This window comes from Peribacillus sp. NJ11 (genome assembly GCF_030348405.1).
Taxonomy (GTDB): Bacteria; Bacillota; Bacilli; order Bacillales; family DSM-1321; genus Peribacillus.
The window spans coordinates 5,156,396-5,181,751 of record NZ_JAUCFO010000001.1 but is presented as its reverse complement, the minus strand read 5'-3'; the positions used below and the strand labels follow the sequence as shown (position 1 = coordinate 5,181,751).

22 protein-coding genes are annotated in these 25,356 nt (G+C 41.2%); 20 read left to right on the top strand and 2 right to left on the bottom strand.

All coding sequences use genetic code 11. From position 1 onward, the window contains the following. Positions 1-563 precede the first annotated feature (563 nt). Both QUF86_RS25305 and nhaC read left to right on the top strand, forming a co-directional pair. Entirely contained in the window at positions 564-2,138 is a 1,575-nt protein-coding gene (locus tag QUF86_RS25305) for a peptide chain release factor 3 (RefSeq protein ID WP_289317348.1), read from the top strand. A 368-nt stretch (positions 2,139-2,506) separates the two neighbouring features. Beyond that, positions 2,507-3,886: a Na+/H+ antiporter NhaC gene (gene nhaC, locus QUF86_RS25300; protein ID WP_289336029.1), complete on the top strand. Its 1,380-nt coding sequence runs from the start codon at positions 2,507-2,509 to the stop codon at positions 3,884-3,886. 117 nt (positions 3,887-4,003) lie between these two features. Here nhaC and QUF86_RS25295 read toward each other — a convergent pair whose 3' ends face one another. Continuing rightward, a complete protein-coding gene (locus QUF86_RS25295) occupies positions 4,004-5,197 on the bottom strand; it encodes an FtsW/RodA/SpoVE family cell cycle protein (protein ID WP_289336028.1) in 1,194 nt (397 codons plus the stop codon). A gap of 890 nt (positions 5,198-6,087) precedes the next feature. Here QUF86_RS25295 and QUF86_RS25290 point away from each other — a divergent pair. The 4 genes from QUF86_RS25290 (at position 6,088) to QUF86_RS25275 (ending at position 11,029) form a co-directional block, all read left to right on the top strand. Beyond that, entirely contained in the window at positions 6,088-7,647 is a 1,560-nt protein-coding gene (locus QUF86_RS25290; RefSeq protein ID WP_289336027.1) for an aldehyde dehydrogenase family protein, read from the top strand. A 259-nt stretch (positions 7,648-7,906) separates the two neighbouring features. Next, positions 7,907-8,689, top strand: coding sequence for a TerC family protein (locus tag QUF86_RS25285; protein ID WP_289317344.1), 783 nt, complete (start codon positions 7,907-7,909; stop codon positions 8,687-8,689). 352 nt (positions 8,690-9,041) lie between these two features. Then, entirely contained in the window at positions 9,042-9,785 is a 744-nt protein-coding gene (gene sigI, locus QUF86_RS25280; protein WP_289324234.1) for an RNA polymerase sigma factor SigI, read from the top strand. Further along, positions 9,782-11,029, top strand: a complete 1,248-nt coding sequence (locus QUF86_RS25275) for an anti-sigma factor domain-containing protein (RefSeq protein WP_289336026.1) — start codon at positions 9,782-9,784, stop codon at positions 11,027-11,029. Before sigI ends, QUF86_RS25275 begins: the two co-directional genes overlap by 4 nt. A gap of 56 nt (positions 11,030-11,085) precedes the next feature. Here QUF86_RS25275 and QUF86_RS25270 read toward each other — a convergent pair whose 3' ends face one another. Next, on the bottom strand, positions 11,086-11,277 hold the full coding sequence (locus tag QUF86_RS25270) for an alpha/beta-type small acid-soluble spore protein (protein WP_034314196.1): 192 nt from the start codon (positions 11,275-11,277) through the stop codon (positions 11,086-11,088). 240 nt (positions 11,278-11,517) lie between these two features. Here QUF86_RS25270 and QUF86_RS25265 point away from each other — a divergent pair, with 240 nt between their 5' ends. The 14 genes from QUF86_RS25265 to QUF86_RS25200 all read left to right on the top strand — a co-directional run bounded on the left by QUF86_RS25265 (position 11,518) and on the right by QUF86_RS25200 (position 25,354). Next, entirely contained in the window at positions 11,518-12,870 is a 1,353-nt protein-coding gene (locus QUF86_RS25265) for a TrkH family potassium uptake protein (protein WP_289317341.1), read from the top strand. Between the two features lie 202 nt (positions 12,871-13,072). Continuing rightward, positions 13,073-14,401 (top strand): ATP-binding protein, encoded by a 1,329-nt coding sequence (locus tag QUF86_RS25260; RefSeq protein ID WP_289336295.1) that lies wholly within the window; start codon positions 13,073-13,075, stop codon positions 14,399-14,401. Positions 14,402-14,492: 91 nt separating this feature from the next. Further along, complete coding sequence (locus tag QUF86_RS25255; protein WP_289336025.1) at positions 14,493-15,722, top strand: acyl-CoA dehydrogenase family protein; 1,230 nt, start codon at positions 14,493-14,495, stop codon at positions 15,720-15,722. Next, entirely contained in the window at positions 15,719-16,492 is a 774-nt protein-coding gene (locus QUF86_RS25250; RefSeq protein WP_289317339.1) for an SDR family oxidoreductase, read from the top strand. The genes QUF86_RS25255 and QUF86_RS25250 overlap by 4 nt, the downstream gene beginning before the upstream one ends. A 37-nt stretch (positions 16,493-16,529) precedes the next feature. Further along, positions 16,530-18,140 (top strand): long-chain-fatty-acid--CoA ligase, encoded by a 1,611-nt coding sequence (locus QUF86_RS25245; protein WP_289318446.1) that lies wholly within the window; start codon positions 16,530-16,532, stop codon positions 18,138-18,140. 72 nt (positions 18,141-18,212) lie between these two features. Then, positions 18,213-18,776: a TetR/AcrR family transcriptional regulator gene (locus QUF86_RS25240; RefSeq protein ID WP_289317338.1), complete on the top strand. Its 564-nt coding sequence runs from the start codon at positions 18,213-18,215 to the stop codon at positions 18,774-18,776. A gap of 43 nt (positions 18,777-18,819) precedes the next feature. Further along, positions 18,820-19,707 (top strand): 3-hydroxyacyl-CoA dehydrogenase family protein, encoded by an 888-nt coding sequence (locus QUF86_RS25235; RefSeq protein ID WP_289336023.1) that lies wholly within the window; start codon positions 18,820-18,822, stop codon positions 19,705-19,707. Further along, a complete protein-coding gene (locus QUF86_RS25230; protein ID WP_289336022.1) occupies positions 19,704-20,483 on the top strand; it encodes an enoyl-CoA hydratase/isomerase family protein in 780 nt (259 codons plus the stop codon). Before QUF86_RS25235 ends, QUF86_RS25230 begins: the two co-directional genes overlap by 4 nt. Positions 20,484-20,498: 15 nt before the next feature. Further along, positions 20,499-20,900 carry an acyl-CoA thioesterase gene (locus tag QUF86_RS25225; RefSeq protein ID WP_289336021.1) on the top strand — a complete coding sequence of 134 codons (402 nt, stop codon included), beginning with the start codon at positions 20,499-20,501 and terminating at the stop codon, positions 20,898-20,900. Positions 20,901-20,930: 30 nt separating this feature from the next. Next, a complete protein-coding gene (locus tag QUF86_RS25220) occupies positions 20,931-21,992 on the top strand; it encodes a phosphotransferase family protein (protein ID WP_289336020.1) in 1,062 nt (353 codons plus the stop codon). Between the two features lie 4 nt (positions 21,993-21,996). Beyond that, positions 21,997-22,755: a 2-phosphosulfolactate phosphatase gene (locus QUF86_RS25215; RefSeq protein ID WP_289336019.1), complete on the top strand. Its 759-nt coding sequence runs from the start codon at positions 21,997-21,999 to the stop codon at positions 22,753-22,755. Between the two features lie 29 nt (positions 22,756-22,784). Further along, positions 22,785-23,564: an SDR family NAD(P)-dependent oxidoreductase gene (locus tag QUF86_RS25210; protein WP_289336018.1), complete on the top strand. Its 780-nt coding sequence runs from the start codon at positions 22,785-22,787 to the stop codon at positions 23,562-23,564. Between the two features lie 17 nt (positions 23,565-23,581). Next, on the top strand, positions 23,582-24,361 hold the full coding sequence (locus tag QUF86_RS25205; protein ID WP_289317331.1) for an enoyl-CoA hydratase/isomerase family protein: 780 nt from the start codon (positions 23,582-23,584) through the stop codon (positions 24,359-24,361). Positions 24,362-24,376: 15 nt separating this feature from the next. After that, positions 24,377-25,354 (top strand): quinone oxidoreductase family protein, encoded by a 978-nt coding sequence (locus QUF86_RS25200; RefSeq protein ID WP_289336017.1) that lies wholly within the window; start codon positions 24,377-24,379, stop codon positions 25,352-25,354. Positions 25,355-25,356: the final 2 nt, after the last annotated feature.

The window sequence follows — 25,356 nt, the reverse complement described above, 5'->3', positions numbered from 1 at the left end:
ATTTCCAAGTCCAAGAGGTTAAAAGTCTTGGTTTCCCTTATGTTTCAAATTACAAAAACAATTGGCATTAAAGTTTTTCACGAAAATAATCGGGTATAGGATAAGAAAGAAAGGACTGATGTAAAATGAAGAAATTATTAAAAAGGGCCCTCATTTTTGCTGCTCCCATCATATTCAAGGAAGTAAAGAAACGCTGGAAAAGCAAAAAAGCGATGAAAACAGCAAGATAAGTTTGGGAAACCATGAAAAAATGAACGATAACCATATGAATTAGGATAAGGGGCGCTGATTAAGCGTCTTTTGTTTTGCTATCTGTACAAATCCCGCTATGGTGATTCATTCACCTCTACATCTTTCCTTCATATCGTGTTAAAATAGTAAGGTTGATTGAAATGAATGCCGAGTAGCCAAGGCTTAAGCCTTATGATATATTCCTTCTTACATATATTGTGTATGATCAGGATCTTTGCATACAAAGAAAGGTTGCCATTCCAATGTAAAAAATACAATAAACCTCCTATAAATTTTTTTATTGATGACTCCAATAATGAAAGGAAAATTTTATGACTACATTAAAAGACGAGGTTCAATCCCGACGGACCTTTGCAATCATCTCTCACCCGGATGCCGGGAAAACGACTTTGACAGAAAAATTATTGCTGTTTGGTGGCGCGATTCGTGATGCCGGAACAGTTAAAGCCAGAAAAACAGGGAAGTATGCAACCAGTGACTGGATGGAGATTGAAAAGCAACGGGGAATTTCCGTTACATCTTCGGTCATGCAATTTGATTATGATGATTTCCGTGTTAATATTCTCGATACACCAGGTCACCAAGACTTCAGTGAAGACACATATCGTACACTGATGGCTGTTGATAGCGCCGTGATGATCATCGATTCGGCAAAAGGGATCGAGGACCAGACGGTTAAATTATTCAAAGTATGCCGGATGAGGGGTATCCCGATTTTCACTTTTATCAATAAAATGGACCGACAAGGTAAAATGCCGCTCGAATTGCTTGCCGAACTTGAAGAGGTATTAGGTATTGAAACATACCCGATGAACTGGCCGATTGGAATGGGAAAAGACTTCGTGGGCATTTACGATAGGTTCAATAATCGAATTGAACAGTTTAAAACTGAAGGGGATGAGCGTTTCCTTCCGTTGAATGACGAAGGTGAACTCGAAGTGGATCATAAACTTAAGGATTCCCAGTTATATGAGCAAACTTTGGAAGAAATAATGCTTTTGACGGAAGCGGGTAACCAATTCTCCGAAGAAAACATTGCGAATGGAAAACTTAGTCCCGTATTTTTTGGAAGTGCTTTAACGACATTTGGTGTTCAGACGTTTTTGGATGCTTATCTGAAGTTTGCGCCAGCTCCACAAGCACGGATGACTACATCAGGTGAAATGAGTCCTGTCAGTAATGATTTTTCTGGATTCATTTTCAAGATCCAGGCGAATATGAACCCAAAACACCGTGATCGGATCGCTTTCCTTCGCATCTGCTCCGGTAAATTCGAGCGTGGAATGAGCGTCAACTTGAGCAGAACAGGAAAACCAATCAACCTTTCTTCTTCTACTCAATTCATGGCTGATGATCGCAACACCGTAAACGAAGCCGTAAGCGGAGATATCATCGGTTTATATGATACCGGGAACTACCAAATTGGCGATACGATTACAACAAGCAAAGACATGTTTCAGTTTGAAAGGCTGCCTCAGTTTACACCGGAATTATTCATGAGGGTAACAGCTAAAAACGTCATGAAACAGAAACATTTCCATAAAGGAATAAACCAACTCGTACAAGAAGGGGCAATTCAGCTCTTCAAAACGGTTCGGATGGAAGAATATCTGCTTGGTGCGGTTGGGCAACTTCAATTTGAAGTATTCGAGCATCGAATGAGGAATGAATACAATGTTGAAGTCGTGATGGAGCGCATGGGTAGTAAGATCACACGCTGGGCTGAAGATGAAAAGCTTGATGAAAATCTTCATAGCTCAAGAAGCATTCTTGTTAAAGACCGGTTTGATAAATATGCATTCTTATTTGAAAATGAGTTTGCACTTCGTTGGTTCCAAGATAAAAATCCAGACATTGAACTATATAATCCAATGGATTTGAAATAATGGAGAGGCCCGTGTTATATACACGGGCTTTTTTTCATTATCTGGATATTTTTTTAACGATAATAAATCGATAACCAATGCATAACAATAGCCCAAGTATTTATCATGTCACATAAAAGTCATTGTGATGGAAGAGAATTAGACAGATATCCATAAAATAGAGTGGTGGAGGTTCGCGGTTTATAATTTTAAAGGAATATCACTGAAAAATATTGAAATCTACTAAAATATTCCTTTGACAATCTCCCGAAACTCCTATATATTTAGCTAGTACTTTAGTGCTTAAAAGCGTTTCAGTAATTACGAGGAGTGGAAAGGTCCGATCCTTACCTCACAGAATATACAACATGAAAGCGGGGAAATACATCATGCGTCTAGAAGATGCAAAGCTAAAACTCTCCTTACCTGAAGCAATCGGGGTTTTGGCAATTCTATTCTTAATTATTGCAACTGGTATCATACATTATGGACTTGCCCCCCATATTCCAATATTAGCGGCCATCCTATTTCTATTTGTTTATGGAACGATAAAGAAGCTGCCATTTACGATTATGGAAGCGGCTATAGTCAAAGGTGCAGTTTCAGGTATGGGAGCCATCTATATATTCTTTTTCATTGGAATGCTAATTTCGATCTGGATGGCAAGCGGGACAATCCCTACCATCATGTACTATGGGTTTGACTGGATTTCTGGTGAATATTTCTATGCGGTCACATTTCTGGTGTGTTCGCTAATTGGGCTCTGTATCGGGAGTTCACTTACAACATCAGCCACGATCGGCGTTGCTTTCATAGGTATGGCGGCGGCGATGGATTTATCGTTGGCGATTACAGCCGGTGCAATCATTTCCGGTGCATTTCTTGGGGATAAAATGTCTCCATTATCCGACTCGACCAACCTTGCTTCGGGAACAGTTGGAGTACCATTATTTGAACATATTAATAATATGTTGTGGACAACGATTCCAGGTTTTTTAATATCACTTATCATTTTTTACTTCCTTTCACCGAATGTCAAACTGGCTCGTGTTGATGAGATTGAAGCCATGACCAAAGCCTTGGAAATGGAAACGAACATTAGCATATGGAGTTTGATTCCGTTTGTCATCGTTCTAGTCATGGCTTTGAAAAAGGTGTCAGCCATTCCGACATTGTCAGCAGGAATCATTTCGGCGGCAGTCATTGCTTTCATACAAACGCCAAGTTTGTCGGTTGCAAAACTAGCAGATATTTTATACGGCGGCTTTGTACTTAAGAGTGGAATGGATCAACTTGACTCAATCCTATCGCGGGGCGGCATTGAAAGTATGATGTTCTCCGTTTCGATGGTGATGTTGGCATTGGCGATGGGCGGATTATTGTTCGAGTTGGGGGTCATCCCTTCTATTTTAAATGCGGTCCAGGATTCATTGACGAGTGTAGCGAAAGTGATTTCAGCTACCGTTTTTGCAGGAATCAGCGTGAATTTCCTAGTCGGGGAACAGTATTTGTCAGTTATATTGCCAGGGAAAGCCTTTCAGCAGAAATATGAAGATTTAGGCTTGCAGCCAAAAACGCTTGGGAGGGTACTTGAAGATGCGGGAACAGTTGTGAATCCTCTGGTTCCTTGGGGTGTCTGCGGTGTATTCTTGACACAGGTATTGGGTGTTTCAACCCTTGAATATGCCCCATTTGCATTCTTTTGCTTACTTTGTCCTTTGCTTAGTTTGATTGCAGGCTTTACGAAAATAGGTATCCATTATAAATGAAAAAACAGGCGGTCGGTTTCGACTGCCTGTTTTTTTATAACCTAACCATTATGGAGAGACGGGTATGACTAAAAACCCCTGACATGAAAAATGTCAGGGGTAAAGGATTTGGATCGTTTATTTTGAAGAAGCGATCTCATCCTTTGGGAGGGTCACGACCTTTTCTTTCTGTTCAAGTAAATTCATTCGCATTACGACATTTTGGAATATGCCCATAGAAAGCATGAGCAGCAGTAAGGAAGATCCTCCATAACTGATGAATGGAAGGGTGATCCCTGTAATAGGGATAAGTCCAGTCACTCCGCCGACGTTGATGCCAACTTGAATGCCAATCATGGATGAGATGCCAATCAATAAAAGACTTCCAAATGGATCTTTGCATTTTGCTGAAAGTACATATCCCCTAAGGACGATAAAACCAAGTGTCAATAGAACGAATCCGACTCCGAATATCCCAAGCTCTTCTGCAATGACAGACATGATGAAATCTGTATGTGATTCAGGCAGGTACCCGTATTTTTGTACACTGTCACCAAGTCCGACACCAGTAAGGCCACCGGATCCTATCGCGAATAATGAATTCACGAGTTGATACCCGCTTTCTCCTGCTGTTCCAAAAGGATCTGCAAATCCCGTAAAACGAGACACCTTATTTTCAGAGAGAACGGAAGAGAAATTTCCAGTCACGAGTACTCCTAATGCAAATATGGCAACGAATATCGCTGTAATTAAAGAGAGTTTGAAAATACTCTTAAAAGACATCCCGGATGAAATGATCATGGTACTTGAAATCAGGAAAATGACTGCTGCCGTTCCATAGTCAGGTTGTATTCCGATTAAAAAACAGATGAATACCAGAAAGAAAATCGGGGGGATGACGGCTTTATCAATACTATTGATTCGATCTTGTCTTTTTCCGTAAATGGCTGCCAGGTAAATGATCATGGCTAACTTGGAAAATTCTGCGGGCTGGATCGATTTTGTCCCTACCTTAAACCAACTTGTGGCATTTCCTGCTGTATGGCCGAAAATAAAGAGCAGCAAAAGGATACCGGCCATTCCAAACATCATAAACATCAAGAACATTTTGTTTTTGTACATCTTATAAGGAAGAATCATCGTTACGATCATTGCCAGGAATGAAATGAGAAAGGCTGTTTTTTGTTTCTCAAAGAAGAAATCCATGGGCTGGCCGTATCGAGCAACAGCAGTAATCATGCTCGAACTGTAAATCATGACTAAACCAAACAAACAGAGTAATACGACAGCGATGAAAATAGGGAAGTCGTATGCTTTAATTATTCTTTTCACTTGTGCGCTCACCTCAAATATGTATGCGCGAAAAAATCGCCTTCTTATATAGTAACGGAAAATCGGTTATATAGATAATAATTTTTATTCGATAATATGAATTTATCCTCAAAATACCAATACTAAACACAAAAACCATTAACTTGACTTCTAAATTTCCTCTCTTGCTTACAGAGATTTCGGATTCCTATACATTACCTTCGATAGCTAACGTGAATACTCCTTTTAATAATGAAAATTTTTACTATATATTCCATTTTCGACAGTGCTATTATGCCGAGAAGATTACTATTCAATGGTGAGAGGGATGGATTACAAGGAGCATAACTACTTTTTAAAGCAGAAGAGATTCTATCACAATAATCTCGGGAGTGTTAAGAGCCAAACAGGGGAAACGATTAAATTCGATGGTCCCCATTTCATCCTTAATTTTATTGATAGCCTAAGCTTCCTCCCTTTTTTCCATATATCTCATCACGGTTGTGAACCTGGTTCCAATCAATAATATTATACAGGCTACTTTGTGTCTGGCATTATATAAAGAGGGTGCAGGGAAAACTTATCATTTAACTGATTCAACTTCTGTACGGCTAGTGCAATTTATGAACTTTTCGTTGATGAATCTGTATAAGAAAAGACCAAAAGTACATATACAAATGGTACTAAGCAATGTGCTCTTATTATGGGCCTATTTAGGAGTGGAAAAAGAAGCCCTTGATTATTGCACTTGAAATGGGCGTTTTGACAAGACTGCAGCCCAAAAGGATTTACTTCTGGAATGGTATGTCCTGATTTCAGGGAAGGGATTTCGGCTATGGTCGGTCGTATTCAAAGTATAAAAATGATTATGAATACCATATAAAAATAAGGTAAAAGCAAGGGGAGTAGTTATGGAAAAAATACATGACAAGTGGGAAGTGTTTTCTCCGGCAACAGGTGAGAAGATTGCGGAAATCGATCCAACGCCATTGACGTCGATACCTCATATATATAAGAAATCAAGACATGCGTTCAAAGCATGGTCGAACCTTCCCATCAAGGAACGGCTGCACCATTTAAAACGTCTTCGTTTATTGATGGTTGAAAAAATGGATGAAATAGCGGAAGTCATTTCAAAAGATACGGGAAAAGTGAAAATTGAAGCGCTGGTTGCTGACATCATGCCAACGATTGATGCAATCAAGCATATCGAGAAACATGCAGTGAAAACTCTTTCCGGACAGAAGGTCACCACTCCACTCATGTTAATTGGTAAAAAATCATATGTCCATTATATGCCCCGGGGAACGATTCTCGTCATTTCACCATGGAATTATCCGCTTCAGCTCTCGATGGTCCCCATTCTTAATGCTCTAGCAGCGGGGAATACAGTCATCGCCAAGCCATCAGAAGTAACTCCTTTAGTTGGGGTTTGCATCGATAATCTGTTTCTTGAAGCTGGTTTCCCAGAGGGAACGATACAATTTGCCCATGGGGGAAAAGAATTGGGTGCAGAGTTGACTGAGCGAAAACCGGATTATATATTTTTTACTGGGTCTGTAAGGACCGGAAAAATGATTGGTGAGGTGGCAGCAAGACAACTGATCCCAACGACTCTGGAGCTTGGCGGGAAGGATCCGATGATCGTTTTGCGTGATGCTAACCTGGAACGGGCAGTGAACGGGGCTCTTTGGGGGGCTTTTACGAACAGCGGGCAGGTTTGCATGAGTGTTGAAAGGGTTTATGTAGAACGTACTGTTTATAAGGAATTCCTAATGCTTCTTAAAGAAAAAACGAAGTCCATGAGGCAGGGGATGCAATTAAAGGATGATATCGGTTCAATGACTTTCCCGGCACAGGTTGATGTTGTGGCCGGACACCTGGAGGACGCACTGACTAAGGGGGCGATAATTGAAACAGGAACACCTCCGAAAGAGTGGAAAAGGGGACAGACCCATTTCATTCCGCCGACGATTCTGTCCAATGTCGATCATTCCATGAAAATCATGAAAGAAGAAACGTTCGGACCCGTGTTGCCCGTTATGCCTTTCGACACGGAGGAGGAAGTGATCGCCCTAGCAAATGAAAGTGAATATGGACTTAATTCGAGCATTTGGACGATGGACAGGGAAAAAGCAAGCCGGATTGCGTCTCAGTTAGTAACAGGAGCGGTGACGATCAATGATGTGCTAATTACTGTTGCTAATCATCATTTACCATTTGGCGGTGCCAAACAAAGTGGCATTGGCCGCTATCATGGCGAGCATGGATTGAAGATTTTCTGTCATGAAAAAGCGATCATGGTCGATAAAGGTAAAAAGAATTCAGAAATCCAATGGTATCCATATGAGGGGAAATACACGAGTTTTTTATCGCTGTTTCAGAACTACTTTTCTGCAAGACCGAACTGGATTCGTTTTGGCAAAGAATATTTGCAATTGATTAAATTAACCAAAGGGAAACGAAAATGAGGTCCAATAATAAAAAAAGATTGTTATTTTCATAACGAGCGCGTATACTATCAATATACTTAATAACTGATTTTCCTTTTCAAAGGGGAGTAGCGTTAGGGTTCGCCCTAAAACAAAGTCGTCATTACGTGAATGGAAACATTCATCGGCTTTGTTGACATGTTTTCATGTTCAGCAAGACCTTTGCCTATACGGCAGAGGTCTTTTTATTTTGCCAATGCCGATAGGGAGGGAATACAAACTATTGGAGGTTGAATGGATGGAAGCATCAATATTATTGGAATATGGCTGGGTCCTTCTTATCTTGGTTGGGTTGGAAGGGATACTTGCTGCGGATAATGCAGTCGTCATGGCTGTCATGGTTAAGCATTTACCAAAAGAACAACAGCGAAAAGCCTTGTTTTATGGTCTGATGGGAGCTTTTGTTTTCCGCTTTGCAAGTTTATTCCTTATTTCCTTTCTTGTCGACGTGTGGCAAATTCAAGCAATCGGTGCGATTTATTTACTTTTCATTGCTTTTCAGAACATTTACAAAAAATACGCTGTTAAAGGTGAGAAGGAAATCACGAAGCCTAAAAAGCAATCTGGCTTCTGGATGACCGTGGTAAAGGTTGAAGCGGCTGATATAGCTTTCGCAATCGATTCCATGTTGGCTGCCGTAGCACTGGCTGTTACACTTCCTGCAACAGGCTGGATGAAAGTCGGCGGTATTGACGGAGGGCAATTCGCTGTCATGTTCCTCGGCGGTATGATTGGTTTGATCATTATGCGATTTGCAGCAAATGCATTCGTGAAGTTACTTCATCAGCGTCCTTCACTCGAAACGGCAGCATTTTTGATTGTGGGTTGGGTTGGAGTGAAATTGGCGGTACACACACTCGCGCACCCTTCACTGGCTGTCATCGATCATCATTTCCCTGAATCAACTCTTTGGAAATCGATTTTTTGGACCGTATTGATTGGAATTGCGGCAGGTGCATGGATCATTTCAAGCAAAAAAGAAAAAAAAGCGAAAGAAGAGAAAAAAATACAGGAAGCTTAAAAAACTGGCGTGCTTGTCACGCCTATTTTTTTTGCTTTTTAATGTATTTTGGAGTGACCCTCAAAAGAGCAGGTAAGTTTTACGAATGATATGTTAAAAGATGTGAATATTAAATTCCGGTTAGAAAAATGACAATTGTCCCATTGGATTGCAAAAAAATCCGTAAAAAGAAATTTTACTGTAATTGCACTGTAATAAACGAGAAAAAACTAAGTATTTTATCATGTTGATATATTATGTGATTTCATTTATATCGCAAAAATAGTTCTTTTGGTACTGTCTTTTAGACTCCCTCCGCTTAAGATAAGTATGTTGATGCGTATTTTATGTTCAACAGGAGCGAGGTGAGCAAATGCTTGGTTTGTTGTTTACAGCATTCAAAAAAAAGCGTTCTTTAGAAGAAACAGTATTGAAAATTCAAGAAGGCGATATAAGCCTTCGTAATGATACTATAGAGTCGTTCAAACCTTTTATTGCGAAGACCGTCTCATCGGTTTGCAGACGTTACATATACGAATCAGATGATGAATTTAGTATTGGAATGATTGCTTTTAATGAGGCAATCGATAAATATTCCCCGGAAAAAGGCCGTTCTTTATTGGCATTTGCCGAAACCCTCGTTAGACGAAGGGTTATTGATTATTTAAGAAGCCAGTCGAAGCGAAAAGAAGTACTATTGGATTTGACTTTGAATGATGATAATGATCAAAGCCATATATATATCGATAATGAAAATTCCATCAATGAATACGAGAAGCAAAAGGAATCGGAAAGAAGAAAAGAAGAAATTCACCTTTATATAAGCCATCTACAGGATTTTGGTCTGTCATTTGAGGATTTAGTTGAAAACTCTCCAAAACATGCGGATGCAAGGAAGGGAGCCATCATGATCGCTAAATTGTTAATGGAAGATGACGAACTGAAAGAAATCCTGTTTGCAAAAAAGCGGCTGCCAGTAAAGCAGCTCGAAGGAAAAGTGGATGTAAGCAGAAAAACGATTGAACGGAACAGAAAGTACATCATTGCTGTTGCAATCATAATAAACGGAGATTTTTTGTACTTGAATGATTATATAAAAGGGGCTATCAATGGATGAAAAAAGGAGTTATTCTTTCAGTAAATAAGCGATTTGTAACCCTATTGACCCCCGAGGGTGAATTTCTAAAAGCCAAAAGGCAGGAACGGGCATATGAAGTGGGTGAGGAAATCACTTTTTCACCTGCTAAACAAAAGTTCACTTTAGCCTTTTCCAATTTTCATTCATCTCTCAAAAAAAAGGCCGTGCTAAGCATTGCTTCCACCTTCCTGATTCTATTTTCGATTCTTCCATCCTATTTCTCTGGGCCTGTGTCTGCATATATGACAATAGATGTGAATCCAAGCATTGAATTGGAGCTTGACGATCATTTAGAAGTTCTCAAACTTACTGGCTTAAATGAAGACGGCAAGCTTGTGATTGGCCAGCTGAAGGATTGGAAAGGCAAGGATATTAAGACTGTTACAGTCCGAATCGTTGAAACCACGAAGCAACTCGGTTATTTGAAAGGAAATAAACAAATAGTCGTTTCCACAACATTATTGGATAAGAATAAAAAACTGGATAGGAATTTAAAAGAAGAGATAAAAGAAATAGCTGAGCAGGATAATGTTACTAAAACAAAGATGAAAGTGATTCAGGCAACAAAAAGCGATCGTGACCAAGCAAGGGAACAAGGCATATCCACAGGTAAGTATGTCGAAAAGAAGTTGAATGAAGATAAAGAAAAGGTAAAAGTCAATATGAGGGAACCTGCACCGGATAAAAAAGTCGAGGAAAAGGTTGATATTCCGAAAGTGAAGAGCGAAACGCTGAATACAGGAAACAAATCGGATGGAGAAAAGGAAATAGAGAACAATGCAAATGCAATAAAACAAAAGCCGTCAAACGAAGTCAAACCAACTGAACGGAAAAACCTGGGTACACAACCAGCCCAAAATAAGGAACAAACCGATAGTAAGGCTGAAAATGGAAAACGGAATGAGGTAAATGGCTTCAAGGAAAAAAGCGGGGAGCCAAAAATAAAATCTGATCGCAATCAAAGCAACCAATTAAAGGACAAGCAGAAAAATGAAAAGTATGTTAAAAAGTTCGATGAGAAAAGAGTTCCATTGGTCAAAGAAAAGAATAATGACGATCCAATAAAGTATGAAAAAAAAAATAAGCAAGTAAAGCAAGTAAAGCAAGTAAAGCAAGTAAAACAAGTAAAACAAGGTAAGCAAGGTAAGCAAGGTAAGCAAGATTGGAATAAGTCGAAAAGGGATAAGGGTAATAATGGACATGGGAATGAACACAATAAGTAAAAAGAGTCCAGCATGCAGCTGGACTCTTAGCCATGGATATTCAATTGTATTAGGAATTATTGACCTTTAAGTTGAGATTGTGCTTGTTGTACAAGACGTTTCGTAATTTCGCCGCCAACTGAACCATTGGCACGTGCTGAAGTATCCGACCCTAATTGTACACCAAACTCTGATGCAATTTCATATTTGATTTGTTCTAATGCTTGTTCGATTCCAGGAACAAGAAGGTTGTTACTGCTGTTAGCCATTTGAATCTCCCCTTTACTTTTTCAACGGCTTTTGCCGCTGTAATGATAGTATAAGTAGAATGAGGAGTTTTACTTATATAAGCGGCATCAAACTTATTGGTAAACCTACCTTTTTGTTGAAAGTAAGTCAGTTTTAAAAGAGAATGGAAAAAAGAATGAAAAAAGGGTAAACTAGATTATTAATGGTTATGTGTTCCACCTACATAAATAACCATAAAGGAGTAAGAAAGGAAACTCTTTATGTTTGCTATCAAAAAAATATTATCAAAGTTAACACCAGCTCAGCTTATCGTCGGTTATTATTTTTTGGCCGTCAGTATCTCGACCGTACTGTTGAGTCTGCCGGTTGCTCTTAAGCCAGGCGTAGAATTTGAATTCATGGATGCTTTATTCACAGCCGTAAGTGCAGTAAGTGTAACAGGCCTAACAGTTGTTAGTTTGCCCGAAGTGTATAATGAGGTAGGCTATTTCATTCTAATGTTTGTTCTCCAATTTGGCGGTATTGGCATAATGACACTTGGTACGTTTTTCTGGTTGATTTTGGGTAAGAAAATCGGCTTGAAGGAAAGACAATTGATCATGACAGATCAAAACCAATCGAATCTTTCGGGGCTTGTTAAATTATTGATTCAAATCATTCAGATATTTGTCGTAATTGAAATGATTGGAGCTCTAGTTTTAGGCATTTACTTTCTGGATTATTTTCCAAACTGGAAAGAAGCCTTTTTAAATGGCTTATTTTTAGCCGTAAGTGCCACCACGAATGCTGGTTTTGATATTACCGGTATTTCAATGATTCCATTTAAAGACGATTATTTTGTACAGTTCATCACGATTATCCTGCTTACCCTTGGAGCCATTGGGTTTCCTGTCTTGATTGAGCTGAAAGAGTTTTTGTCCAATCGTGCCCGTACTTATAAGTTTCATTTTTCTTTGTTCACGAAGCTGACATCAGTCACTTTCTTTTCCCTTATCATTGGGGGAACGATCCTGATTTACCTGTTGGAAATGAACGGTTTCTTTAAAGATAAAAGCTGGCATGAATCGTTCTTTTACTCTTTATTTATGTCTTCTAATACGCGAAGCGGCGGATTAGCAACAATGAATGTGAGCGATTTCTCGGAACCGACCCTTTTATTGATGAGCATATTGATGTTTATTGGGGCATCCCCTAGCTCAGTCGGAGGAGGTATCCGGACAACGACCTTGGCAATAATGATTCTCTTTTTATGGAATTTCATGAGGGGAAGGCGTTCCATTAAAGTGTTCAAGCGGGAGATTCATCCCGATGATATTCGAAAGGCAACTGCAGTTATGATCATGGGATCGCTCCTTTGCATAATGGCTGTCTTCATTTTATCGATTACTGAGAATTTTACTTTGATGCAAATCATTTTTGAAGTATGTTCGGCTTTTGGTTCAGTTGGACTCTCGATGGGAATCACGCCTGAACTCAGTAATACCGGTAAAATTGTCATAATGATCATTATGTTCATTGGCCGTGTCGGGATAACATCCCTTCTGTATATCATAGGCCATAAAGAAGTTACGGAAAATTTCCATTATCCAAAGGAACGCGTCATCATTGGATAAATGAATTAATTTGAACAGTGACCTTTCCATCGAGGAAAGGTTTTTTGTCTTGTTTGCAGGAATCATGAATAAAATGTTGAAATTTACCTATGAGTGGGTTTTTACCATTGTTATATACAGTATATGATTAATTTGCCCCCTGACTTGCTGGAATTCGATCGGATGAAGTTTAAAACATTTTGGTAAGGAGGTGGAAGAAGTGATGAAATATATTGGAAGGATCATTGTCCCTGTCCTTTTTTTTATATTGATATTGCCCTATTTAGGATGGCTGGGTCATGAAGAACGGAGGTTTTCCGCCTTTGCAGCAATTTATTTAATCGCCATTTTATCCATAGCTTGGTGTTTGGGTGCTATCTATGATAATAAACGGAAAACGATTGCTTTATTGCAAGATAGCGAAGGACGCTATCGCATTTTCTCCAAGTACTCTAAAGAATTGGTCAATAGCTTCAATGAGGTTATTTTCCAAACGGATGATAAAGGAAAATGGTTGTATTTAAACCCAGCATGGAAATCGATGAGTGGTGCAACCGTGAATGAGTCTTTAGGGCTTCACTTTTCTAAATATATGGATAACACTTCTTATCAAGACGTATTAAGGGCCTTTGCGGAATCCTTTCATCGGGGAAATAAATATTTTCGTGCGGACATTAAACTAAATGCGAAAAAGGGGACAAGTTGGGTTGAAGCATTCGTTAAACTAATTTACGATGATGCTGGGAAATTCATAGGGACGGCAGGCATTATTTCTGAAATTAATGAACGTAAACATGCGGAAGAGAAGCTCGTGAGCCTAAACGAACATTTGGCGATCACATCAAGCAAGTTATCAACGGCCGCCCAACTGGCGGCAGGGATTGCACATGAGGTCAGGAATCCGATGACAGCTATAATGGGTTTTGTAAAATTGATTAAAGATGGCGGTGCCGAAAAACAGGAATACTATGATATTATTTTTTCGGAAATAAATCGAATCGAGCAAGTCCTGAATGAACTCTTGCTGCTGTCGAAACCTGCCGAGGCGGTTTTTCTTGAGAAGGATTTAAAGGAAAGCTGCAATCATGTCATAACCCTGTTGGAGACAAACGCCGTATTGAACAATATTCAAATTCATAAAAATTATGATACAGAACCCATTTTCATTTACTTTGATGAAAACCAAATCAAGCAAGTACTAATAAACATGATAAAAAATTCCATAGAATCGATGCCGGATGGCGGAAATATTTTTGTGAGCATATATGAAAAATATGGGGAAGTTTTTGTAAGCATTTTGGATGAAGGGGAAGGTATTCCGGAAAACTCCCTTCAAAAAGTGGGAGAACCATTTTTCACGACGAAATCATCAGGAACAGGATTGGGTCTTTCCGTTTGTTTTAAAATCATTGAAAAGCATGGAGGAAAAGTTTTCATCACAAGTGAACTAAAAAAAGGTACGAAAATCGTATGTGTATTTCCTACAGTCCAACCAAAGGATCACGGGGGAAATGAAAATGTACAAGGACTAAAGCGACATGAAAATAAATGATTTAATTATTGAAAAAATCTGAAAATTGTGTGTATACTGTAAAAGAAAGAACATACTAACCGGTTAGTCAGTTTAAAAGGAGGAATTCAATTTGAACTTTGAACATACTCAAAAGGTGAAAAATCTGGAAAAGAAGTTAACGGAATTCATGGAAAAGTACGTATATCCAAATGAATCCGTTTACCAAAAGCAGCTCGAAGCACAGAAGAGCCGCTGGAGTGAAATACCGCCGATTTTAACTGAATTAACGGCAAAAGCAAAAGAAGAAGGATTATGGAATTTATTTTTACCTGATAGCGGTTATGGGGCGGGTTTAACAAATCTAGAATATGCACCGCTTTGTGAAATCATGGGGAGGTCGATGATAGGACCTGAAATCTTCAACTGTAACGCGCCGGACACAGGTAATATGGAAGTGTTGGTGAGATACGGTTCAGATGAACATAAAGAACGCTGGCTGAAACCGTTGCTTGCTGGGGAAATCCGCTCATGTTTCTCGATGACAGAACCGGAAGTGGCGTCTTCCGATGCGACCAATATCGAGTGCAGGATTGAAAAGGCAGGTAATGAGTATGTCATAAACGGCCGGAAATGGTGGTCGTCAGGAGCAGGCGATCCCCGATGCAAGATTGCCATCGTTATGGGTAAGACAGATCCTGAAGCGTCCAAGCATGAACAACAGTCAATGATTCTTGTACCGCTGGATACACCGGGTGTGAAAATCGAGAGAATGCTCCCAGTGTTTGGTTATGATCATGCTCCGCATGGCCATGCCGAAATCAATTTTGAAAATGTGAGGGTTCCGGCATCGAATATACTATGGGGTGAAGGCAAAGGGTTTGCGATTGCCCAGGGAAGACTCGGACCTGGAAGGATACATCACTGCATGAGGCTTATCGGCGCTGCTGAAAGAGCACTTGAAGAATTATGTAAGCGTATTCAAAATCGTGTCGCTTTTGGTAAACCTTTGGCGAGACAAGGTGTGATCATGGAATGGGTGGCCGATTCACGGATTGAAATCGAACAAGCAAGACTTCTGACTTTAAAAGCTGCCTATATGATGGATACAGTCGGGAACAAGGATGCCAAGGCGGAGATAGCCATGATAAAAGTGGTGGCACCAAATATGGCATTGAAAGTGCTGGACAGGGTCATTCAAGGATTTGGAGCTGCAGGTATTTCCGATGATTTCCCTTTTGCTGCACATTGGGCAAATGCACGGACGTTAAGGCTTGCTGATGGCCCGGATGAAGTGCACCGTTCACAAGTGGCTAAAATAGAACTTCGAAAATACCAACAAAAGCATGAGGTGAAAATATGAAAGTTACCGACCTATTCGATCTGACTGGAAAGACGGCGATCATTACCGGTGGAGGGAGAGGATTGGGAGAACAAATAGCTACCGGCTTTGCCGAAGCAGGGGCTAATGTCGTTCTTTGTTCAAGGAAGAAGGAAGCATGCGACGAAGTTGCTTCGCAAATCGAAAAGCTTGGGGTCAGGGCGCTTTCCTTCAAGTGCGATATCACCAATCCGTCGGATGTACAGGAAGTCGTTAACGAAACTTACCGGGAATTCGGTACGATAGACATTTTAGTAAACAACAGCGGGGCATCCTGGGGGGCTCCGGCCGTCGACATGCCCCTTGAAGCCTGGCAGAAGGTGATGAATGTCAATGTAACCGGAACCTTTATCATGAGCCAGACTGTAGGCAGGGTCATGATTGAGCAGGGACAGGGGAAAATCATAAACATCGCTTCCGTCGCCGGATTAGGAGGGACCGACCCGAGGGTGCTCGATACGGTCGGATATAATACGAGTAAAGGGGCGGTCATTACTTTAACGAAGGATTTAGCCGTTAAGTGGGGTCAGCATAATATCAATGTTAATGCAATCGCACCAGGATTCTTTCCGACAAAAATGACGAAAGGGGTTCTCGAGCAAGGAAAGAATCCTATCTTGGATTCCACTCCGCTAAGAAGGTTAGGGAGTGATGATGATTTAAAAGGGGCAGCGGTTTTCCTGGCCTCAAAGGCATCTGATTACGTGAGTGGAAATATCTTGATTGTTGATGGGGGTTCACATGCAATGTAAAGAAAAGTAAGTAAATATGGCTGGAGGGTATGTAATGATGAATGAAAAAAAATGGCTGTCGGTTTATCCCGATTCAATTTCAAAGGAAATAAAAGTTCCTGAGTTTCCGATGCAAAGAATCCTTCAAAATGCATGTCAGGCCTATCCAACCAATACAGCTATTACTTTTTATGGACGAAAGATATCTTACCAGGAACTTTTTCATGCAGCGCAAGCCTTTGCTTCAGCCCTGCAAAAAAAAGGCGTCCAAAAAGGTGATCGTGTCGCCATCATGCTACCTAACTGTCCCCAATACGTCATTGCATACTATGGATCTTTGACGACAGGAGCAATTATCACCCAAATCAATCCAATGCTGGTTGAAAGGGAGTTGCAGCATATCTTACAGGACTCCGGTGCCGAAACGATCGTGGTTTTGGATGGATTATATCCGAAAGTGAAAAGTGTCCAGCAGCATGCAAATGTGAAAAATATTATCGCCGTAAGCCTGCAGCCATCAGATGCAGATTTCCAGCCTGATGTTTCATTTGACCAATTCATGAAGTCAGGGGACGGAAAAATCAATCCAGTATCATTCGATCCGGAAAATGATATTGCCGTTCTTCAGTATACAGGAGGAACGACTGGCCGTTCAAAAGGAGCTATGCTGACTCACAGAAATATTCTGGCTAACGTCGTTCAATCATATGAATTCTTCAAGCATGAATTAAAATTGGGAGCTGAAAGAACGTTGTCAGTCATCCCGCTTTTCCATGTTTTTGGAATGACGTCCGCAATGAACCTATCCGTTTATATTGCTGGTGACTCAATCATGCTGCCAAGGTTTGAAATAGAAGAAGTGCTTGAAACGATAAAGCGAGAACAGCCAACCACTTTTCCTGGTGTACCGACCATGTATGTAGCGTTGACGAATCATCCAAAGGCAGAAGATTATGGAATGGGATCAATTCAGGTCTGTAACAGCGGAAGTGCACCGATGCCTGTGGAACTGCTACGTGAGTTCGAACGAAAATCAGGTGCGAAGATATTGGAAGGCTACGGTCTTACGGAAGCTTCGCCAACAACGCATTGTAACCCGGTATTTGCTGAAAGGAAGCCTGGGAGCGTCGGGATTGGTATACCTTCGACTGAATATAAAGTGATGGACCTAGGAGACGGGACAAAAGAAGTGCCCACTGGCGAAATGGGGGAATTGGTCGTCAAAGGACCTCAAGTGATGAAAGGTTACTGGAATATGCCTGAGGAAACGGCGGTCACTCTTAGGGATGGTTGGCTTTATACGGGGGATATCGCCAAAGTTGATGAAGAAGGGTACCTCTATATTGTCGACAGGAAAAAAGATTTGATCATCGCAAGTGGGTTTAATATATATCCGCGTGATGTGGAGGAAGTTCTCTATGAACATCCTGCTGTCCAGGAAGCGGTTGTCATCGGGGTTCCGGATGCTTACCGAGGGGAGTCGGTTAAAGCGGTGCTTGTACTTAAAAATAATAAAAAGGCAAGTGAACGGGAAATCATTGATTACTGCCGTGCAAACCTATCGGCCTATAAAGTTCCGAATTTCGTTGAATTTCGTGAAGAGTTACCGAAAACAAATGTCGGAAAGATTTTAAGGCGAGCTTTAAGGGAAGAACTTTCCAGGAGATAAGAAGGCTTTGATTGTACGAAAGCGTATGATATCAATTCAGCTGAAATTTTAACAGATTGCGAGGATGCATACATGAAAGAAAAAATGACAGAACATAGCATACGCTTATTTGAAAAGAAGGGCTTTAGTGAAACGTCGATTTCTGATATCGTCGAATCGGTCGGGGTGACGAAGGGGACGTTTTATTATTACTTTACGAGCAAAGAGCAGTTGCTTATGGATATTCATCTAGCTTATATAGATGAGTTGCTTAGTGAGCAGGAAATAATCATTTCGGATCCTGGGAAAAGCTGTAAGGATAAGCTTTTCGATATGGTATATATGCTCTTAAAAAGCATTAAAACCAAAAAATCCAGCGCCACGGTCTTTTTCCGTGAAATGAAAAATTTAAGTGACGAAAAACTTGCACAAGTCCTTCCTAAGAGGGATGATTTCCGTAATAAAATCGAGCAAGTGCTGATAGAAGGCATCGAGAGCGGAGAACTACGTTCCAATCTCGATGCATCCATCATCTCTTTTGCTATTTTGGGTGTGACCAATTGGAGCTATCATTGGTTTGACCCAGAAGGTGAAAAAAACGAACAGGAAGTGGCAGCCATTTTTATGGGGATGATTCTGCATGGAATTGAAGCGTGACTAGGTTACATACTAACCAGTTAGTAGAGGGGAGATGGAGGGCATGACCAACAAGCAAATTCAATCAATAACCGTAATCGGGGCTGGGCAGATGGGGCATCAAATTGCGATGCTTGCTGCACTTGGAGGTTACGAAACGATTCTTCAGGATGTTCAGGAAAAAGCGTTGAATGCAGCCAAAGAAAAATTGGACGTCATTTTGACTAAATGGGTCCAAAAAGGAAAATTGTCTGAAGATCGAAAGTTGGCGGCATTTAGCCGTCTTCAATATACTACCGATTTGGAGAAAGCGGCCAGTGAAGCTGATTTGATCATTGAAGCGGTTGTTGAAAAACTTGATGTGAAGCAGGAAGTTTTCGCTAAACTGGAGCAATTGGCACCAACAGAAACCATTTTTGCAACGAATAGTTCAACGATTGTCAATAGCCTGCTGTCAGGTGTGACGAATCGTCCGGATAAGTTCATTAATATGCATTTCTTTTTCCCGCCTCTAATAATGGATTGTGTTGAAGTTGTAATGAGTAATCAAACTTCTGAAGAAACCGCTAAGCTTGCGATGGAAGTCACAGAGAAAATGAATAGGACAGGAGTTTTGTTGAGGAAAGAAATTTCAGGATTTGTAGCCAATCGAATTTTGGGAGCGTTGCAGCGTGAGGCCCTATATTTGTATGAAGAAGGAATTGTGGATTATAAGGATATCGATTTAATTTGCCGGAAAGCGTTAGGCCATCCCATCGGTCCATTTGAACTGATGGATTTATCAGGTATTGATGTAGGATATTTTGTCATGCAGCAACGATACAATGAAACTGGAAATCCAGAAGACAAGCCAAATGCTTGTATAGAAGAAAAGGTGAACAAAGGACATTTAGGAAGGAAAACAGGAAAAGGTTGGTATGATTATCCAAATCAAGGAGTGAAGAATCGATGACACAGTTAATTAGAGTGGAAAAAGAAAATAAGCTTGCGATCATAACCATTGATAATCCTCCATTAAACGTGATCAGCAAACAGGTATTCAAAGAATTGGGAGAAATATTCACTGAACTTTCAAAGGATTCTGAAACTGTAGCAGTACTCTTAACGGGTGCAGGCAATATCGCATTTGCGGCTGGTGCTGATATAAAAGAATTCCCTAACATGATGGGAAACCCCAATATGAAAGAATTGGTAAGGGAAAGTCATGCTGTCTTAACAAAAATAGACAAGTTCCCTAAACCTACGATTGCTGTATTAAATGGACTGACTTTAGGCGGCGGATGCGAATTGGCTCTGTCCTGTGATATGCGTGTCGCTGAAACACAGGTGCAAATTGGGCTGCCGGAAGTGAAATTAGGCTTATTTCCTGGAGCTGGCGGTACACAGCGTTTGTCCAGACTTGTAGGGAACGCAAAAGCAAAGGAGATTATATTCACCGGTGATCCGCTTGATGCCAAAGAAGCGGAAAAAATCGGGCTTGTCAATAAAGTCGTCGAGCAAGGCTGCGGTTTATCGGAAGCGAAAATCTTGGCTTCAAGAATGACGAGGCACTCTCTACAAGCACTTTCAAGAATCAAGAAGGCGATTAATGAAGGAAGTGAGGCAACGCTTGAACAAGGACTAGAGCTAGAAACGAATCTTTTTGAAGAAATCTTCCAAACTGAAGATGTTAAAGAAGGGGTTTCCGCTTTTCTGGATAAGCGTAAACCTGCTTTTGTACATCGTTAAACAAGGAGGGGTATTATGCATGAATTTGAAGTCAACGTCCGTTTTTCCGAAACGGATGCTTTGGGCCACATCAATAACACAAGCTATTTCATTTACCTCGAAGAAGCCCGCATGAAATTTTTTGAAGCCTTGGGACTAGCGACGAAAGTCGAATCGTGGAATTTTTTGTTAGCCTCCACAAAATGCGACTTTATTGCTCAGGGATATTTCAATCAACTCTTGACCATTCGTTCATCCTTGACGAAGGTGGGGACGAAAAGCTGTGAAATGGTCCATGATATTCTCTGTTCACAAACTGGTGAAGTCATTGCCAAGGGGAGTGCAGTTTTAGTCTGTTTCAATTTTTTGAATCAAAATAGTGAACCAATTCCTGAAATGATTAAAGAAAAGCTCATCTCACATCTTGTTCATAATTAGAATGATAAAAGTCTAAAGGAGTGGAAGAACATGGTTGACGATACGATTCCTGTTCGGCCCGGAGAGGAACTGAATGTTCATTCATTAGAAGGCTTTCTAAGAAAAAATGTATTGGACCTTCCAAATGAACCGTTAGAATTGCAACAATTTTCCACAGGTTATTCCAATTTGACCTATCAGCTGAAAATGGGGGAGTGGGAGGCAGTCCTCAGAAGGCCGCCGCTTGGTCCTGTCGCTCCAAAGGCACATGATATGAAGCGTGAACATCATATTCTGGCCTCAATCAACCCATATTTTCAAGCCGCTCCCGAGCCAATTCTATTCTCGGATGATGAGTCTATTGCTGGGGCCCCTTTTTTCCTAATGGAAAGGAAACATGGAATTGTAATAGACAATGAGTTTCCCAAAGGAATCGAGCCTACTCCTGAAAGGTGCCGACAGCTTTCTTATGTCATGGTCGATCGGCTTGCTGACCTACACTCGATCCCTCATGAGAAAACGGGATTAGTGGAAATCTCCAAACCGGAGGGATTCATTGAAAGACAAGTAAACGGTTGGATTTCCCGCTATGAGAGAGCAAAGACAGATGAAATAAAAGAAGTTCGGCCGCTTATCGAATATTTGCAACAGAATATCCCGAAACATAGCCAGACTTCAATTATCCATTATGACTATAAGATCAATAATGCCATGTTTAACCATGACCTTACAGAGATGGTCGGTTTATTTGATTGGGAAATGTCCACCGTTGGTGATCCGTTAGCCGATCTAGGAGTTGCTTTAAGCTATTGGACGGAAAGCGGTGACCCGGAACCTATCAAAATCGGTGTGGGTCAAGCGTCCGTCACGACTTTAACTGGTTTCCTGACAAGAAGGGAATTTATCGAGACGTATGCAGCAAGAAGCGGCAGGGATGTTTCCAACGTCGATTTTTATTTAACCTTTGGTTACTTTAAGTTAGCTGTCATCCTTCAGCAAATCTATTACCGATATAAAAAAGGCCAGACTAGTGACCCCCGTTTTTCCAATCTCGGAAAAACGGTTAAAAGCTTAATCAGCCATGCAGCAAATGTAGCTGCGAAGGAAGTTTAAGAATATGGAGTATGTACAAAACATTCATTTGTTATTAAAAAAAGAAGAGATAGATGGGGAAAAGCTTCAAGAAGGGGAAAAAGTTGCAGTCATCCTGGATGTGTTATTAGCGACCACAACGATTATTTCAGCACTTCATGATGGAGCACGCCAGGTGATTCCTGTCATGGATCCAATTGATGCCTTAGTGAAAAGCCAGGAATTGGGCCATGGGGATATTCTAGTGGCAGGTGAACTTAAAGCAAAGCCGGTTGAAGATTTGATGTACCCAAGTCCGACGCTATTGAGTAAGTTGGTACACGGAAAAACACTAATACTGTCTACGACTAACGGAACGGTAGCGTTGAGAAATTCTGCCGCTGCCAAAAAGGTTTACATCGCTTCATTGCTGAATAATCCGTCTGTTGCGGAAAAAATAAAAAAACATCATAAAACAGAAACGATCGTCATCGTTTGTTCGGGAAACTCAGGTGAATTCAGTCTGGAAGACTTTTACGGTGCAGGCCATTTGATAGATTGCCTGATTGCTGGATCACAAGGTACATTCATGCTCAACGATGCAGCAAAGGCTGCAATTGCGCTTTATCGCACGAATAGCGAAAATGCCCTTGATATCTTGCAATCATCATATGTCGGACAGCTGTTTGACAAACACAGCTTGATCGCCGATTTGGAATTGGCGGCCCAAAAAGGTTCGATAGATCTTGTTCCGGAGTTGGTGGATGGAAGAATCGAGGCGGAATTGAAAAGGCAGGAAACGTAGTATCAAAATCCAGAAATGAGGTGAAGGGAATGAGGTTTTCGCAGTCAATAGCGGTGGTGACAGGTGCAGGTTCTGGTATTGGGAAAGCTACAGCGATGCGCTTATCGGACGAAGGGGCAAAAGTGTTGTTGGTAGGGCGGACGAAAGGAAAGCTGGAGAAAGCGGCAGCTGAAATCAATGCCAGGCACACGATTCCCATGGCCGATATTTTCCCTGCGGATGTAACCGTCGAGGAAGATGTAAAAGAGTTGTCCATGTATGTAAAGGAACAATATCGTGACCTTCACATCCTAATCAATAACGCAGGCGGATCAAAGTCCTCGAAGCTTTTGGATACATCTGCAGCTGATTGGGATATGATTCAACATGTCAATTTGAAAAGTGTCTATCTAGTTTCCAAGTACTTAGGGAAAGTAATGGAAGAAGGAGCGAACAGTGGAAATGAAGGTTCCATCAACAGGGCAATCGTGAATGTCGCTTCACTGTCAGGACATCAGGCAGGGGCATTCATCCCGCATTACAGCTCTGCTAAGGCAGGGGTCATCAGTTTAACGAAATCATTGGCACTGGAACTCGCTTCAGTCGGCATTCGGGTCAATTCCGTATCTCCGGGGTTTATTGAAACGCCATTAACGGAGGATGGATTGCAAAATGAAAAATTCGTAAAGTCCATTCAGAGGAACACGGCACTGGAAAGAGTGGGGAAAGCGGAGGAAATCAGTAATGTCATTACCTTTGCTGCTTCTCCGGAGGCTTCCTATATGACAGGGACAGATATATTGGTGGATGGCGGCTGGTTGATCAAATAGAAAAAGGGGATGGGAAAATGTTAAAAGAACACTTGTTGACAGAAGTTATCGATAATGTATTGATCCTGACTTTGAATCGTCCTGAAAGCCTGAATGCATTTAGTCCTGATATGATTGCAAATTTAACGAAAACGATTAAGGATGTTAAACAAACGCCACATATAAGGGCTGTCATCATCAAAGGGGCGGGTCGGTCATTCACTGCAGGAGGAGACGTTAAGTCGATGGGGAAGGCATCTGCAGGTCAATTGTATGATCATGTTGGCAGAATGAACGAATGCATTTTGGCACTCGATGCTTCTGAGGTTCCAGTTATCGCTGCCGTTCATGGATTTGCGGCAGGGGCCGGTTTCAATTTGGCACTCGCTTGTGATTTGATAGTGGCTTCCGATGATAGTCAATTTGCCATGAGTTTTTCACAGGTAGGCCTGATTTCAGATGGAGGGGGTTCGTATTTTTTACCAAAGTTAGTAGGCCCCCACCTTGCAAAGCAGCTCTTCTTTTCAGCAGAGCCGATTTCTGCGGAACGCTTATACCAGTTAGGTGTAATTAATTATTTATATCCACTCAATCAACTTGAAGAAGAAACATTGAAACTAGCGGAAAAGCTTTCAAATGGTCCAACAAAAGCATATGGAATGATGAAAAAACTCGTTAGCCATTCATTTACGGCTACATTGGATGAAATACTCGAACAGGAGCGAATCACGCAAACCTTGATGGCTTCCACAGAAGATCATCTAGAGGGGGTGGCAGCATTCAAAGAGAAAAGAAAACCGGGATTTACGGGGAATTAATAAGGGGGGACAATGATGAGAGCTATTCAATTTGAAAAATACGGCGGACCGGAAGTACTGAAAATGACTGAAATGGAAAGGCCCGTGCCAACTGGGCATGAAGTTCTGATTGAAATCGATTGTGTCGGCGTCAATTATGCGGATACAGCCAGGAGGGAAGGACAATATGTAGTACCTACGCCGCTTCCGTTCATTCCAGGTGCGGAAGTGGCGGGTGTAGTGGTGGAAGTTGGTGGAAAGGTGACTAAAATCAAACCTGGTACAAGGGTCGTGAGTTTAATTGAATCGGGTGGGTATTCAGAATATGCCCTATCTGATGAATTCTCCGCCATTCCGCTTCCTGATGCCATTCAGTTCCATGAAGCTGTTGCCTTACCCCTTCAAGGCCTGAGCGCCTATCATATTCTAAAGACAATGGGGCGCATGCAACAGGGGGATACGGTATTGGTCCATGCTGCTGCAGGGGGAGTGGGAACGATTGCAGTCCAGTTGGCCAAAATCTTCGGGGCTGGAAAAGTGATTGCAACTGCCAGCACATTGGAAAAGTTGGAGCTAGCTAAAGAGATGGGGGCAGATGAACTTATCGATTATACCAAAGAAGGATGGGAACTGAAAGTCCGTGAAGCCACGGGAGGAAAAGGAGTCGATGTGGCGCTGGAAATGGCTGGAGGGGATATTTTCAAGAAAACATTGAAATGTTTGGCACCATTTGGCCGTCTTGTCGTTTTTGGTAATGCCAGCCGAGAACCTTATACGATGAACCCACAGCAATTAATGAAGCGCAATCAATCCGTCGTAGGTTTTTTCCTGCCACAGATCATGAAACACCCAGATTTGCTGTTGCCTAGCATTGAAGACCTTTTTTCTTACGTGGCGTCAGGGGAGCTTAAGCTAACTATCGGCGGCATATATCCGATTGAAAAGGCCGCAGAGGTCCATGAAGAAATGAACGCACGTCAAACGAAAGGCAAGTTGATTTTGCAGGTTAAATGATA